At 70.2% G+C, this 14187-nt stretch carries 13 protein-coding genes; 7 read left to right on the top strand and 6 right to left on the bottom strand.

From position 1 onward, the window contains the following. Positions 1-119 precede the first annotated feature (119 nt). The 7 genes from clpS to AC1HIL_RS21160 all read left to right on the top strand — a co-directional run bounded on the left by clpS (position 120) and on the right by AC1HIL_RS21160 (position 7881). Complete coding sequence (gene clpS, locus AC1HIL_RS21190) at positions 120-479, top strand: ATP-dependent Clp protease adapter ClpS (protein ID WP_057594846.1); 360 nt, start codon at positions 120-122, stop codon at positions 477-479. A gap of 68 nt (positions 480-547) precedes the next feature. Then, positions 548-2869: an ATP-dependent Clp protease ATP-binding subunit ClpA gene (gene clpA / locus AC1HIL_RS21185; protein WP_057594828.1), complete on the top strand. Its 2322-nt coding sequence runs from the start codon at positions 548-550 to the stop codon at positions 2867-2869. A gap of 111 nt (positions 2870-2980) precedes the next feature. Further along, positions 2981-4426: a cardiolipin synthase gene (gene cls, locus AC1HIL_RS21180; RefSeq protein WP_261205597.1), complete on the top strand. Its 1446-nt coding sequence runs from the start codon at positions 2981-2983 to the stop codon at positions 4424-4426. Positions 4427-4472: 46 nt separating this feature from the next. Beyond that, positions 4473-5915: an exodeoxyribonuclease I gene (gene sbcB / locus AC1HIL_RS21175; RefSeq protein ID WP_479669940.1), complete on the top strand. Its 1443-nt coding sequence runs from the start codon at positions 4473-4475 to the stop codon at positions 5913-5915. A 31-nt stretch (positions 5916-5946) separates the two neighbouring features. Continuing rightward, entirely contained in the window at positions 5947-6375 is a 429-nt protein-coding gene (locus AC1HIL_RS21170; RefSeq protein ID WP_479669939.1) for a DUF3574 domain-containing protein, read from the top strand. 13 nt (positions 6376-6388) lie between these two features. Then, a complete protein-coding gene (locus AC1HIL_RS21165) occupies positions 6389-6922 on the top strand; it encodes an N-acetyltransferase family protein (RefSeq protein ID WP_479669938.1) in 534 nt (177 codons plus the stop codon). Between the two features lie 104 nt (positions 6923-7026). Next, complete coding sequence (locus AC1HIL_RS21160) at positions 7027-7881, top strand: NAD-dependent protein deacetylase (RefSeq protein WP_479669937.1); 855 nt, start codon at positions 7027-7029, stop codon at positions 7879-7881. Here the strand turns inward: AC1HIL_RS21160 and AC1HIL_RS21155 are convergent. From AC1HIL_RS21155 to AC1HIL_RS21130, 6 genes are read right to left on the bottom strand one after another with little or no spacing between them, the layout of a single operon-like run. Then, the gene (locus AC1HIL_RS21155; protein ID WP_479669936.1) at positions 7878-8756 is read right to left on the bottom strand and encodes an alpha/beta hydrolase; all 879 of its coding nucleotides are present in this window, start codon (positions 8754-8756) and stop codon (positions 7878-7880) included. The two genes, AC1HIL_RS21160 and AC1HIL_RS21155, sit on opposite strands and share 4 nt — an antisense overlap. Before the next feature lie 29 nt (positions 8757-8785). After that, positions 8786-10069, bottom strand: coding sequence for an amidohydrolase family protein (locus AC1HIL_RS21150; RefSeq protein ID WP_057594823.1), 1284 nt, complete (start codon positions 10067-10069; stop codon positions 8786-8788). A 59-nt stretch (positions 10070-10128) separates the two neighbouring features. Then, the gene (locus tag AC1HIL_RS21145; protein WP_057594822.1) at positions 10129-10584 is read right to left on the bottom strand and encodes a hypothetical protein; all 456 of its coding nucleotides are present in this window, start codon (positions 10582-10584) and stop codon (positions 10129-10131) included. After that, positions 10584-11507, bottom strand: a complete 924-nt coding sequence (locus tag AC1HIL_RS21140) for an ABC transporter permease (RefSeq protein WP_057594821.1) — start codon at positions 11505-11507, stop codon at positions 10584-10586. Before AC1HIL_RS21140 ends, AC1HIL_RS21145 begins: the two co-directional genes overlap by 1 nt. Then, positions 11504-12568: an ABC transporter permease gene (locus tag AC1HIL_RS21135; RefSeq protein ID WP_172705451.1), complete on the bottom strand. Its 1065-nt coding sequence runs from the start codon at positions 12566-12568 to the stop codon at positions 11504-11506. Before AC1HIL_RS21135 ends, AC1HIL_RS21140 begins: the two co-directional genes overlap by 4 nt. After that, entirely contained in the window at positions 12568-14163 is a 1596-nt protein-coding gene (locus AC1HIL_RS21130) for an ABC transporter ATP-binding protein (protein WP_479669935.1), read from the bottom strand. Before AC1HIL_RS21130 ends, AC1HIL_RS21135 begins: the two co-directional genes overlap by 1 nt. Between the last annotated feature and the right edge of the window lie 24 nt (positions 14164-14187).

The following is a 14187-nucleotide window of genomic DNA, read 5'->3' as shown; positions in this document are numbered from 1 at the left end:
AATCCGTTGAAAAGGATTTTTGGCGGCGGATGAGGCGCAAGCCTCTTGATTTGTCGAATTCTCGCCACCAGCTTTTCCCGAGCCGGCACGGCGCTTGCACGCTCTATAGAATCTTTTTCATGGCAACGAGAATTCCTTCGACCCCTCCCGCTCCACCGGTGCGCAAGCCGGCGCGAGACGACGGAGATTCGGTCGTCCTCGAGCGGCGTCCGCAGAAAACGGCGCCACCCCAGATGTACCAGGTGGTCATGCTCAACGACGACTACACGCCCATGGAGTTCGTGGTCGTCGTCTTGCAGGAGTACTTCAGCAAGGACCGCGAAAGCGCCACCCAGATCATGCTCAAGATCCACCTCGATGGCCGCGGCGTCTGTGGGGTCTATTCCCGCGACATGGCGGCCACCAAGGTCAACCAGGTGATGGAAGCCGCCAAGCAGGCGGGGCACCCTTTGCAATGTGTCAGCGAACCCGTGGAATGAACCTGTTGATTTAGGCAAGCTCCAACCCATCTGAGAACTTATTTACAGCAAGGCAAAAAGGAAATCACATGATTGCCCAGGAACTGGAAGTCAGCTTGCACATGGCCTTCGTCGAGGCCCGGCAACAGCGCCACGAGTTCATCACCGTGGAGCATTTGCTGCTCGCTTTGCTGGACAACCCGAGCGCCGCGGAAGTTCTGCGCGCCTGCTCGGCCAACGTCGACGACCTGCGGGCGTCGCTCACCAACTTCATCAAGGACAACACGCCCCAGGTGGCGGGTACCGACGATGTGGACACCCAGCCCACGCTGGGCTTCCAGCGCGTGATCCAGCGCGCCATCATGCACGTGCAGTCCACCGGCAACGGCAAGAAGGAAGTCACCGGCGCCAACGTGCTGGTCGCGATCTTCGGCGAGAAGGATTCGCACGCGGTCTACTACCTGCACCAGCAGGGCGTGACCCGCCTCGACGTGGTGAACTTCATCGCCCACGGCATCAAGAAGAGCGATCCGCCGGAAGCCGTCAAGGGCAACAGCGAAGCCTCCTCGAACGAGAACGAAGAAGGCGGCGGCGAGAAGAACGAGAAGGCCTCGCCGCTCGAACAGTTCACGCAGAACCTCAACCAGATGGCCAAGGACGGCAAGATCGATCCGCTGATCGGCCGCGAGTACGAGGTCGAGCGCGTGATCCAGATCCTGTGCCGCCGGCGCAAGAACAACCCGCTGCTGGTCGGCGAGGCCGGCGTGGGCAAGACCGCGATCGCCGAAGGCCTGGCATGGCGCATCACGCAGGGCGACGTGCCCGAGATCCTGGCCGAGTCGAACGTGTTCTCGCTCGACATGGGCGCGCTGCTCGCGGGCACCAAGTACCGCGGCGACTTCGAGCAGCGCTTGAAGGGCGTGCTCAAGTCGCTCAAGGACAAGCCGAACGCGATCCTGTTCATCGACGAGATCCACACGCTGATCGGCGCCGGCGCGGCCTCGGGCGGCACGCTCGACGCGTCGAACCTGCTCAAGCCGGCGCTCTCGAGCGGCCAGCTCAAGTGCATCGGCGCGACCACCTTCACCGAGTACCGTGGCATCTTCGAGAAGGACGCGGCGCTGTCGCGTCGTTTCCAGAAGGTCGACGTGGTCGAGCCCTCGGTGCAGGAAACCGTCGACATCCTCAAGGGCCTGAAGTCGCGCTTCGAGGAGCACCATGGCGTGAAGTACGCGGTGGCCGCACTGCAGGCCGCGGCCGAACTGAGCGCCAAGTACATCAATGACCGTCACCTGCCCGACAAGGCGATCGACGTCATCGACGAAGCGGGCGCGGCCCAGCGCATCCTGCCGGCGAGCAAGCGCAAGAAGACCATCAGCAAGACCGAGGTCGAGGAAATCGTCGCGAAGATCGCGCGCATTCCCCCGGCCAACGTCAGCAACGACGACCGCAGCAAGCTGCAGACGATCGAGCGCGACCTCAAGAGCGTGGTGTTCGGCCAGGACAAGGCGCTCGAGGTGCTGGCCTCGGCCGTCAAGATGGCGCGCTCGGGCCTGGGCAAGGGCGACAAGCCGATCGGCTCGTTCCTGTTCTCGGGTCCCACGGGCGTCGGCAAGACCGAAGCGGCCAAGCAGCTCGCCTACATCATGGGCATCGAGCTGATCCGCTTCGACATGTCGGAGTACATGGAGCGTCATGCGGTGAGCCGCCTGATCGGCGCGCCTCCGGGCTACGTCGGTTTCGACCAGGGCGGCCTGCTGACCGAAGCCGTCACGAAGAAGCCGCACGCGGTGCTGCTGCTCGACGAGATCGAGAAGGCGCATCCGGACATCTTCAACGTGCTGCTGCAGGTCATGGACCATGGCACGCTGACCGACAACAACGGGCGCAAGGCCGACTTCCGCAACGTCATCATCATCATGACGACGAACGCGGGTGCCGAGACCATGAACAAGGCGACCATCGGCTTCACCAACCCGCGGCAGGCCGGCGACGAGATGGGCGACATCAAGCGCCTGTTCTCGCCCGAGTTCCGCAACCGGCTGGATGCCATCGTCAACTTCAAGGCACTCGACGAGCAGATCATCCTGCGCGTGGTCGACAAGTTCCTGCTGCAGCTCGAAACGCAGCTGGCCGAGAAGAAGGTCGAGGTCACCTTCACCGACAAGCTGCGCAAGCACCTGGCGAAGAAGGGCTTCGATCCGCTGATGGGCGCACGGCCGATGCAGCGCCTGATCCAGGACACGATCCGTCGCGCACTGGCCGACGAGCTGCTGTTCGGCCGCCTGACCGAAGGCGGGCGCCTGGAAGTCGACCTCGACGAGAAGGACGAGGTGCTGCTCGACATCCAGCCGCTGCCGAAGAAGGAAGGCAAGTCGAAGCCCGAAGCGGAAGAGGCCGCGGCCGGTTAAGACAAGCGAAGGAACTGGGCATTCCGTGGCCGGCGAGGCCGCGGAACCGCCTCCAAAGGCCGGTAGCATCGCGCTGCCGGCCTTTTTCTTTTTATCGGTCCGCCCCTCGCCTTGATCCTCCCCGAACTCAGTCCCGAATGGAAAACCGGCCTCTCCCTGGCATGGAGCGGCTACATCGCCGTGCTGTCGGTCTGGATCGTGATGCAGAAGCGCGCACCGGTGTCGACGATGAGCTGGATCCTGTCGCTGGCGCTGCTGCCGTTCGCGGGATTCGTCATCTATTACTTCCTCGGGCCACAGCGCCTGCGCAAGCAGCGGCTCAAGCGCCTGCGCACCCGCGCGAACGCCAACGCGCAGGCCGACCTCGCGCGGTTGCGCGACGCGGCCGAGCATGCGCCGCCGGCGCTGCAGCAGATGGCGCGGCTGGGCACCGCGACCTGCGGCATCCCGGTATCGAGCGCCACCGGCGTCGAGCTGCTCTCGGGCGGGGCGCGCACCTTCGACGCGATCTTCGAGGCGGTGCGCGCGGCACGCGACCATGTGCATCTCGAGTACTACATCTTCGAGCCCGACACCATCGGCACCGCGCTGCGCGACCTGCTGGTGGCGCGCGCGGGCGAGGGCGTGAAGGTGCGCCTGCTGATCGACGCGCTGGGCTCCAAGCGCATCGGCCGCAAGTTCATGGCGCCGATGCTGGCCGCGGGCGTGCAGGTGGCGCTGTTCCACGACACCAAGATCGGCCGCCGCCTGCGTCCCGTGACCAACTACCGCACCCACCGCAAGATCGTGGTGTGCGACGGCCGCGTGGGCTTCACGGGCGGCGTGAACATCACCGACGAGGAGGACAAGCGCACGCGTCCCGACGCCTACCACGACGTGCACCTGCGCGTGGAAGGCAGCGCGGTGCGCTGGCTGCAGACCACCTTCATGGAGGACTGGACCTATGCCACCGGCGAGGACCTGCACAGCTTCGGCGACGGGCTTGATGCGATGCTGCCCAAGGTGGAGGCCGGCGAGATCCCGGTGCAGATCGTCACCAGCGGGCCCGACAACACGCTCGAGGCCATCCACCGCATGCACGTCGAGGCGATCCACAACGCCAACCATCGCGCCTGGCTCACCACGCCGTACTTCGTGCCCGGCGAGCCCGCGCTGATGGCGCTCACCAGCGCCGCGCTGCGCGGTGTCGACGTGCGGCTGCTGGTGCCGCGGCGCAGCGACTCGGCCATCGTGAGCGCCGCCGCGCGCTCCTACTTCGACGAGCTGATCGCCGCGGGCGTGAAGGTGTGGGAGTACAAGGCGCGCATGCTGCACTCCAAGACGCTGGTGGTCGACGAGGACTGCGCGATGATCGGCACCGCGAATTTCGACAACCGCAGCTTCCGCCTCAACTTCGAGGTCTGCGCGGTGGTCTATGGTCCCGCGCTGACCCGGCCGCTGGCGGCGCAGTTCGAGACCGACCTGCACAGCTCGGCCGCGGTGCGCGCGCATCGGCCGCAGCCCTTCTGGCAACGGCTCGGCGACTCGATCGCGCGGCTGTCGTCGCCGCTGCTCTGAGTCCGGGCGCCGCACCCGGTATCCGCTTTCGCTTTCCCACAACGACATGACCGCTCAAACCTTCCTCTGGCACGACTACGAAACCTTCGGCGCCGTGCCGCGCCGCGACCGGCCCTCGCAGTTTGCCGCCATCCGCACCGACGCGGCGCTCAACGAGATCGGCGAGCCGCTGATGATCTATTGCAAGCCCGCGCCCGACTACCTGCCGAGTCCCGAAGCCACGCTGATCACCGGCATCACGCCGCAGCTGTGCCTCGAACGCGGCCTGCCCGAGCACGAGTTCGCGGCGCAGATCGAGCGCGCCTTCTCGCAGCCCGGCACCATCGGCGTGGGCTACAACACCATCCGCTTCGACGACGAGGTCACGCGCTTCCTGTTCTGGCGCAACCTCATCGATCCCTATGCGCGCGAGTGGCAGAACGAATGCGGCCGCTGGGACCTGCTCGACGTGGTGCGCCTGACCTATGCGTTGCGGCCCGACGGCATCCAGTGGCCGAAGAAGGAGGACGGCAGCGCCAGCTTCAAGCTCGAGGACCTCGCCAAGGCCAACGGCCTGCTGCACGAGTCGGCGCACGATGCGCTGTCGGATGTGCGCGCCACCATCGCGCTGGCGCGGCTGATCCGCAACGCGCAGCCCAAGCTGTTCGATTTCGCCTTCGCGCTGCACCGCAAGGACCGCGTGGCCACCGAGCTCGGCCTGCCGGCGGTGCGCGAGACCGCGAAGCCCTTCCTGCACGTCTCGGGCATGTTCCCGGCCGAGCGCGGCTGCCTGGCCGTGATGTGGCCGCTGGCCAGCCATCCCACCAACAAGAACGAGCTGCTGGCCTGGGACCTCGCGCACGACCCGAGCGAACTGCGCGACCTCGACGCCGACACCGTGCGCCTGCGCATGTTCACGCGCGCCGCCGAATTGCCCGAGGGCGTGGTGCGGCTGCCGATCAAGGGCGTGCACCTCAACAAGTCGCCGATGGTGGTGGGCAACCTGCGCACGCTGGCGGCGCCCATGGCCGAGCGCTGGGGCATCGATCTCGAGGCGGCCATGCGCCATGCCGCGATCGCGCGCGACCTGCCCGACATGAGCGCGATCTGGGCCAGGGTCTACGAACGGCCGAAGGAGGATGCGCCCGATGTCGACGAGGACCTCTACGGCGGCTTCGTCGGCAACGGCGACCGGCGCCGGCTCAACCAGCTGCGTGCGCTCTCGCCGGCCGAACTCGCGAGGGACCGCACCGGTTTCGACGACGGGCGGCTCGAGGAAATCGTGTTCCGCTACCGCGCGCGCAACTGGCCCGAGACGCTGAGCGAGGAAGAGGCGCAGCGCTGGGAAGAACACCGCGTGGCGAAGCTGTTCGACGGCGAGGGCGGTGCCCGCACGGTCGAGGGGCTGTTCGCCGAGATCGATGCGCTGTCGGAGACGGTGGACGAGCAGGGCGAGGAACTGCTGGGCGCGCTCTACGACTACGCGGACGCGATCGCGCCGTCGCGTTGAACCTGCGGGATCGTTCGTGCCGATGCCGTCGATGCGACGACTCCCACGCGGGCTCGCGGCCGCGATGCTGGCGCTGTCTCTGGCGGGATGCGGCTCGCTCCCCGCATCGCCAGGTGCAGCGGCCTGCGCCCCAGGCCTCTCGCCCTTCGAGCGCGACACCCTCTATTTCGGCCGCGCCATTCCCACCGGCGGCCAGGTCTCCGAAGCCGACTGGCTGCGCTTCCTCGACGGCACCGTGACCCCGGCCTTCCCGCAAGGGCTCACCGTCATCGACGCCGTGGGCCAGTGGCGCGGCGACGCGGGCGCGGTGGTGCGCGAGCCCTCGAAGATCGTGGTGCTGCTGCATCCGCGCGACGACAAGGCCGACGCGGCCATCGCCCGGGTCATCGCGGCCTACCGCCAGGCCTTCGCGCAGGAGGCCGTGCTGCAGGAAAGGCAGGCTGTCTGTGTCCGGTTCTGAACAGAACTCCGAGATGGATGTCGTCCGACGGCTGGTGCTGGCCGACGCCGTGGCCTATCGCGCGCGCATGCTCGATGCCTACGAGCGGCATCCCAGCGCCTTCACCTCGACGGTGGCCGAGCGCGGCGCCTTGCCGCTGCGTTTCTGGGAGGAGCGGCTGGCGTCCGGCGATGACACGGCCGACGTGGTCTATGGCGCCTTCGACGCCAGCGGGCTGGTCGGTGCGGCCGGTCTGAGCTTCGAGCGGCGCGAGCGCGCGCGGCACAAGGCGACGCTGTTCGGCATGTCGGTGGCCGAATCGGCCCGGCAGGCGGGCTTCGGCCGCCGGCTGGTGCTGGCGCTGCTGGACCATGCGCGCCAGCGGCCGGGCCTGCGCCTGGTGCAGCTCACCGTGACCGAGGGCAACGACGCCGCCCAGCGGCTCTACGAACGCTGCGGCTTCCGGCCCTTCGGCGTCGAGCCGCTGGCGATCGCGCTCGATGGCCAATTGCTGGGCAAGGTGCACATGTGGTGCGACTTGCTGCAGCCCGGCCAGGCGCGGGGCTGAAGCCCGGGGCAGGTCGAGCGCCGAGCGGCACCATTGCGGCCGCAACGGCGGTCCTGATTTCCCCCGGGCGCGCGTCCCCGGGCCCGGCCTCGTATGCTCCCCGCATGAATGCCACCGCCGCCGCGCTCGCCGATTTCGCCACGCGCCACCGCAAGCTGTTCGTGCTGACCGGCGCGGGCTGCAGCACCGAGTCGGGCATCCCCGACTACCGCGATGCGCGCGGCGAATGGAAGCGGCCCGCGCCCGTGACCTACCAGGCCTTCATGGGCGAGGAGGCGACACGGCGCCGCTATTGGGCGCGCAGCCTGATCGGTTGGCCGACCATGGCGCTGGCCCGCCCCGCGGCCGCGCACCTGGCGCTGGCACGGCTCGAGGCCGCGGGCCGCGTCGTCCTGCTGCTGACCCAGAACGTCGATGGCCTGCACGAGGCCGCCGGCAGCCGCGCCACCATCGACCTGCACGGGCGCATCGACACCGTGCGCTGCATGGGCTGCGAACGCCGCCAGCCGCGCGCGCAGCTGCAGCGCGAGCTGCGCGCGCGCAACCCGCGCTGGGCCGCGCTCGAGGCGCGCGCGGCGCCCGACGGCGACGCCGACCTCGAGGGCCACGATTTCTCGGCCTTCGACGTGCCGGCCTGTGCCCATTGCGGCGGCCTGCTCAAGCCCGATGTGGTGTTCTTCGGCGAGAGCGTGCCGAGGGAGCGTGTCGCCGCCGCCTTTGCGGCACTCGAGGCCGCCGATGCGGTGCTGGTCGCGGGCTCCTCGCTGATGGTCTATTCGGGCTTCCGCTTCGTGCAGGCGGCCGCGGCGGCCGGCAAGCCGGTGGCGGCGGTGAATCTCGGGCGCACGCGGGCCGACGCGCTGCTGGCGCTCAAGGTCGAGCGGCCGGTGGGCGAGTCGCTGGCGGCCCTGGCCGAGGCGCTGGCGCCCGAACCGCGCGCGGCTTGGCGAGCCAGCTAGCGCAGCGAGCGGATGAAGCCGTCCACCGCCGAGGTGTAGCCACCCGGCAGGCCGAGTTCCGCATCGATCTCTCCATGCGACAGGTCCTGCGGCAGCAACTCGGCGCGGCCGCCGCTCGCGGCCACCCGGTCGGCGAACGCGCGGGCCTGCGCGCAGGAACCGTCGCGCCGTTGCGTCGAGCACACGAGCAGCAGCGGTGCCGTGCCCGGCGCGAGCTGGTCGGTCGGCGACACGCGGCGCCAGAAAGCGGGGTCGGCGCCGAACACGCGGTCGTAGAAGCGCAGGTGAGGCCGCTGCATCAGCGCCGCCGTGTCGAGCGCGGCGCTGTCGAGCGCGACCGTGCCGAGCCAGGGCCGCACGCCCTCTTGCCGCGCGAGCGGCGCGGAGGCAGCGAGCAGCGCGACCAGGTGGGCGCCGGCCGAGTGGCCCATGAGCACCACGCGGGCTGGATTGCCGCCCCAGGACGGCGCCTGCGACTGCACGGCCGCCAGCGCGCGCGCCACGTCCTGCGCCTGCTGCGCCACGTCGACCTGCGGCACGAAGCGGTAGCCGACCGACACCAGCACGAAGCCCCGTTCGCGCACCCAGTGCTCGACCTTGGGGCCGACGACCGAGGCCGCCGCCTTGTCGCCGAACATCCAGGCGCCGCCATGGACCATCACGAGCACCGGGGCGGCTTCGGCGCTGGCCGGCAGGTAGACGTCCATGCGCTGGCGCGGATCGGGGCCGTAGGGCAGGTCGGCGATGCGGCGCACCCCTGCCGCGGGCGACGCGGCCGTCGATTCGGGTGGCGCCGCGGCCGGCAGCGGTGCCACGCATGCCGCCGCCAGCAGCAGCAGCACGAGCACGAGCACGCGGGGCACGAGGCGTTTCATCGCGGCGTGTGCGTTGCCGGCGCCAGGACTCAGGCCTTCTTCGCGAGCATCCAGCTCGTCGCGTCGCCACGGCCCGGCAGGTGCAGCGCGGCCGTCGCCGCCGGCGTCTCGGCCAGCAGCCGGCCCTTGCGGAACACCTTCAGGCGCGTGGCGCGCAGCCGGATCGCCTCGACCGGATCGCGTGCCTGCAGCAGCACGAAGCTCGCATCGCGGCCGGCCTCGAGGCCGTAGTTCTCGAGGTGCATCACGCGCGCGGCGTTGGTGGTCACGGCCTCGAAGCACTGGCGGATGCCGGCCTGGCTGGTCATCTGCGCCACGTGCAGGCCCATGTGCGCCACCTCGAGCATGTCGCCCGAGCCCATGCCGTACCAGGGGTCCATCACGCAGTCGTGGCCGAAGGCGACGTTGACGCCGGCGGCCAGTAGCTCGGGCACGCGCGTCATGCCGCGGCGCTTGGGATAGCTGTCGTGGCGGCCCTGCAGCGTGATGTTGATCAACGGGTTCGACACCACGCTCACGCCGGCCTCGGCGATCAGCGGCAGCAGCTTGCTCACGTAGTAGTTGTCCATCGAATGCATCGAGGTGCAGTGCGAGCCCGTGACCCGGCCCTGCAGCCCCAGGCGCTGCGTCTCGAAGGCCAGGGTCTCGATGTGGCGCGAGAGCGGGTCGTCGGACTCGTCGCAGTGCATGTCGACCAGCTTGCCGCGCTCGGCCGCGATCTCGCACAGCCGCTTCACGCTGGCCGCGCCGTCGGCCATGGTGCGCTCGAAGTGCGGAATGCCGCCGACCACGTCCACGCCCTTGTCGAGCGCGCGCTCGATGTTCTCGAGCCCGCCCGGGATGCGCAGCGCGCCGTCCTGCGGAAAGGCCACCAGCTGCAGGTCGAGGTAGGGCGCCACGCGGCGCTTGACCTCGAGCAGCGCATCGACCGCCAGCAGGCTGGCATCGCTGGTGTCCACATGCGAGCGCACCGCGAGCAGCCCCTTGGCCACGGCCCAGTCGCAGTAGGCCAGTGCGCGCTCGATCAGCGCCTCGGCCGTCAACAGCGGCTTGAGCTCGCCCCACAGCGCGATGCCCTCGAGCAAGGTGCCGCTCTGGTTGACGCGCGGCAGGCCGTAGCTCAGCGTGGCGTCCATGTGGAAATGCGGGTCGACGAAATGCGGCGCGACCAGCTGGCCGGCGGCATCGAGCGTGTCGTGCGCCGGCGCGGCCAGGCCGGCCGTGACTTCGGCGATGCGGCCGTCCTGCACGGCGATCGACATGCCGGTGCGGCCGTCGGGGAGGGTGGCGTTGGTGAGGAGGAGGTCGAGCATCGTGCGGGCTTGCGGATCGTTGTGGGGAGATTCGGCCTGGCGTGGCCGGTCGGCCGATCTCAGCGCGTGCGCTGCGGCCGGAAACGGTACTGGCCCGGTGCCGGGCCGACCTCGATGGTCACGCGCCGCAGCTTGTCGTCGTGCCCCGAGTCGGCCTTGGCCGTCAGCACGATGCCGCGCGGCGTGGCGCGGCAGGTCAGGTCGCTGAGCGCGATCTCGGCATGGTCGTTGTCGAGCTCGGCAATGGCCACCGTGTGCGCGGCCTGCAGGCTGCCGTTGGCGTCGCGCGCCATCCACTGCACGTAGAGGAAGGACTGCGCGTACTGTTCGGCGTGCACCACGCGGTAGGTGCCCTGGTGGTTCGGTCCCCAGGCGCCGCAGAGCTGGACCCAGGTGACGGCGTCGGGCGTCTTGAAGCTGTCGTAGCCGTAGTCGCTGCCCAGCGCATGGGCGCCCGGGCCGCCGAGTACCAGCAGCGCAGCGAGACAGGCCGCGCGCAGGCCGGTCGCGGTCATCAGCGCTCCCCCTTGCGGTAGGGCTTCATCAGCGCCTGCGGATAGCTGGCCTTGCGGGCCACGAGCACCAGGGCGAGGATCGACAGCAGGTAGGGCAGCATCAGGTACAGCTGGTAGGGCAGGAAGGCGTCGCCCGATTGTTGCAAACGAAGCTGAAGCGCGTCGAAGAAAGCGAACAGCAGCGCACCCAGCAGGGCCTTGCCAGGCCGCCACGAGGCGAACACCACCAGCGCGACGCAGATCCAGCCGCGGCCGTTGACCATGTTGAAGAAAAAGGCGTTGAAGGCCGACAGCGTGAGGAAGGCGCCCGCCACGCCCATCAGCGCCGAGCCGGCCACGATGGCGCCGGTGCGCGTGGCCGCGACCGACACGCCCTGGCTCTCGGCCGCCTGCGGGTTCTCGCCGACCATGCGCAGCGCCAGGCCCAGCGGCGTGCGGTAGAGCAGCCAGGCCACCGCGGGTACCAGCGCCAGCGCGAGCAGGGTCAGCGGCGTCTGGGCGCCGAGCACCGGGATGTGCAGCCACTCCATGGGCGCGAAGGGCACGATGGTCGGCGGCGTGTTGACCTTCGGGAAGCTCACGCGGTAGCCGAAGTAGCTCAACGCGGTCGCGAGCATGGTGATGCCCAGCCCCGACACGTGCTGCGAGAGCGCCAGGCCCACGGTCAGGAAGGCATGCAGCAGCCCGAACACGGCGCCCGTGAGCGCCGCGATGCCCACGCCCGCCCACAGCGGCGCGCCCAGGTACACCGCGAGCCAGCCGGTGAAGGCGCCCGCGACCATGATCCCCTCGATGCCGAGGTTGAGCACGCCGGCGCGCTCGCACAGCAGCACGCCGAGCGTGCCGAGGATCAGCGGCGTGGCGATGCGCAGCACCGCGACCCAGAAGGCCGGGTTGGCGAGGATGTCGAGCAGCTCGGTCATCGGCTCCTCCGCACGCGGTACTGGGTCAGCAGGGTCGCCACCAGCACCGCGATCAGCGAGGCCGCGACGATCACGTCGGCGATGTAGGTCGGCACGCCGACGGCGCGGCTCATGGTGTCGGCGCCGACCAGCACGCCGGCCACGAACACGCCGGCCGCGATCACGCCCAGCGGATGCAGGCCGGCCAGCATCGCGATCACGATGCCGGTGTAGCCATAGCCGGGCGACATGTCGAGCGTGACGTAACTCGTGCGGCCCGCGACCTCGATCGCGCCCGCCAGCCCCGCCAGCGCGCCCGACAGCAGCGCCACCGAGACCACGGTGCGCGTCACCGGCACGCCGGCGAAGGCGGCGGCGCGCGCATTGGCGCCGACGGCGCGGATGTCGAAGCCCAGCACCGTGTATTTGAAGACCGCCCACACCATCACCGCGAGCGACACGGCCCACAGCAGCCCGGTGTGCACGCGCGTCTGGGCGATCAGCTTGCCGAGCTCCAGGTCGGACTGCAGCGACACGCTCTGCGGCCAGCCCATGGCGGTCGGGTCCTTCATCGGCCCGTCGAGCAGCGCCGACACGCCCAGCAGCACGATGAAGTTGATCAGCAGCGTGGTCACGACCTCGTCGACGCCGAGCCTGTTCTTCATCAGCGCCGGGCCCAGCAGCATCAGCGCGCCGGCCACGGCGGCGGCCAGCATCATCAGCGGAAACAGCAGCCAGGGCGAGAGCTCGAAGCCGGTGCCGCCATGCATGCCGCCCACGGCGACAGCGGCCAGCGCACCCGCGTAGAGCTGCCCCTCGGCGCCGATGTTGAACAGCCGCGCCTTGAACGCGACCGTGGCGGCCAGCCCGGTCAGGATCAGCGGGATCGCGCGCGTGAGGGTCTCGCTCCAGGCGAACACCGAGCCGAAGCCGCCCTGCAGCAGCAGGGCGTAGGTGCGGCCCACGGGCGCGCCGGCCCACAGCACCAGCAGCGCGCTGATCGCGAGCGTGAAGGCGACCGCGCCGATGGGCGCCAGGACCAGCGCGGTGCGCGAGGCCTGGTGGCGTCGTTCGAGCCGCATCATGGCGTGGCCTCCTTCGCGGTGGAGGCGGCGGCACCGGCCATCGCCAGGCCGATCGCCTCGCGCGTCCAGGCCGAGGCGGCGCGCGCCTCGCCGAGGTGGCCGCCGTGCATCACCGCCACGCGGTCGCCGAGCGCCAGCACCTCGTCGAGGTCGTCCGAGATCACGAGCACGGCCGCGCCGGCATCGCGCGCGGCGATCAGCTGCTGCTGCACATAGGCCACGGCGCCGATGTCCAGGCCCCAGGTCGGCTGGTGCGCCACGATCAGGCGCGGGGCCTGGGTCGGGTACTTGCGTTCCTCGTCGCGGCCGGGCTCGGCCTGCTCGGGCGGCAGCAGGGCGCGGCCGAGGATCAGCTTCTGCATGTTGCCGCCCGACAGCGAGCGCGCCGGCGCCATCAGGCCGGCACCGCGCACGTCGAAGGCCTGCTCGATGCGGCGCGCATGCAGCCGCGCGGCCGCGCGCTTCACGAACATCGCGCCGCGCGAGAACACCGGGCTGCGCAGCCGTTCCGACACCGCGTTCTCCCACACCGGCAGGTCGCCGACCACGCCGACCGCATGCCGGTCCTCGGGAATGCGCGCCACGCCGCGCTGCACCAGCCGCGCGGGCGAGGGCGGCAGGGCGCGGCCCATGAGCTGCGCGCGGCCCGCGGTGGCGCGGCGGGTGCCGCACAGCAGCTCGGCCAGCGCCACCTGCCCGTTGCCCGAGACGCCCGCGATCGCGGTGATCTCGCCCGCGCGCAGCGTCAGCGAGACCTCGCGCAGCCGGTCCTGGCCGCCGCTCTTCGAAGCCGCGGTGCTCACGCGGTCGAGCACGCAGACCGCGTCGCCGACCGACTTGGCGGGCCGGCGCCGGGGCGCCTCGACCGCGTGCCCGACCATCCACAGCGCGAGCTGCGCCTGCGTCGTGCCGGCCGTGGCCGCCTCGGCCACCAGCTTGCCGCCGCGCAGCACGGCCACGCGGTGCGACACCCGCAGCACCTCGCCGAGCTTGTGGCTGATGAAGATCACCGACAGGCCCTGCGCCACCATCTGCGAGAGCGTGGCGAACAGCGCCTCGCTCTCCTGCGGCGTGAGCACGGCGGTGGGTTCGTCGAGGATCAGGATGCGCGCGCCGCGGTACAGCGCCTTGAGGATTTCGACCCGCTGGCGCTCGCCCACCGAGAGGCTGCCGATGGTCGCCTCGGGCCGCACCGGCAGCCCGAAGCGCTGCGCCACCTCGAGCAGCCGGGCGCGCGCGGCCGCGCGGCGCGACAGCGGGCGCCACAGCGGCTCGGTGCCCATGGTCACGTTGTCGAGCACGCTGAGGTTGTCGGCCAGCGTGAAGTGCTGGTGCACCATGCCGACGCCCGCGGCCAGCGCGGCCTTGGGGTTGCCCGGCGCGAGCGGCGCGCCGAAGACCTCGATGCGGCCTTCGTCGGCGACGTAGTGGCCGAACAGGATCGACATCAGCGTCGACTTGCCGGCACCGTTCTCGCCGAGCAGCGCCAGCACTTCGCCGGCACGCAGGTCGAGGGAGATGGCATCGTTGGCGACCAGGCTGCCGAAGCGCTTGGTGATGCCCTGGAGGCGAAGGACGGTCGTGCTGCTCATGAATCTCTGGTTCCTTCCCCGCGT

The organism is Variovorax sp. ISS6 (assembly GCF_056523145.1).
This window is presented reverse-complemented; position numbering and strand designations above follow the sequence as displayed.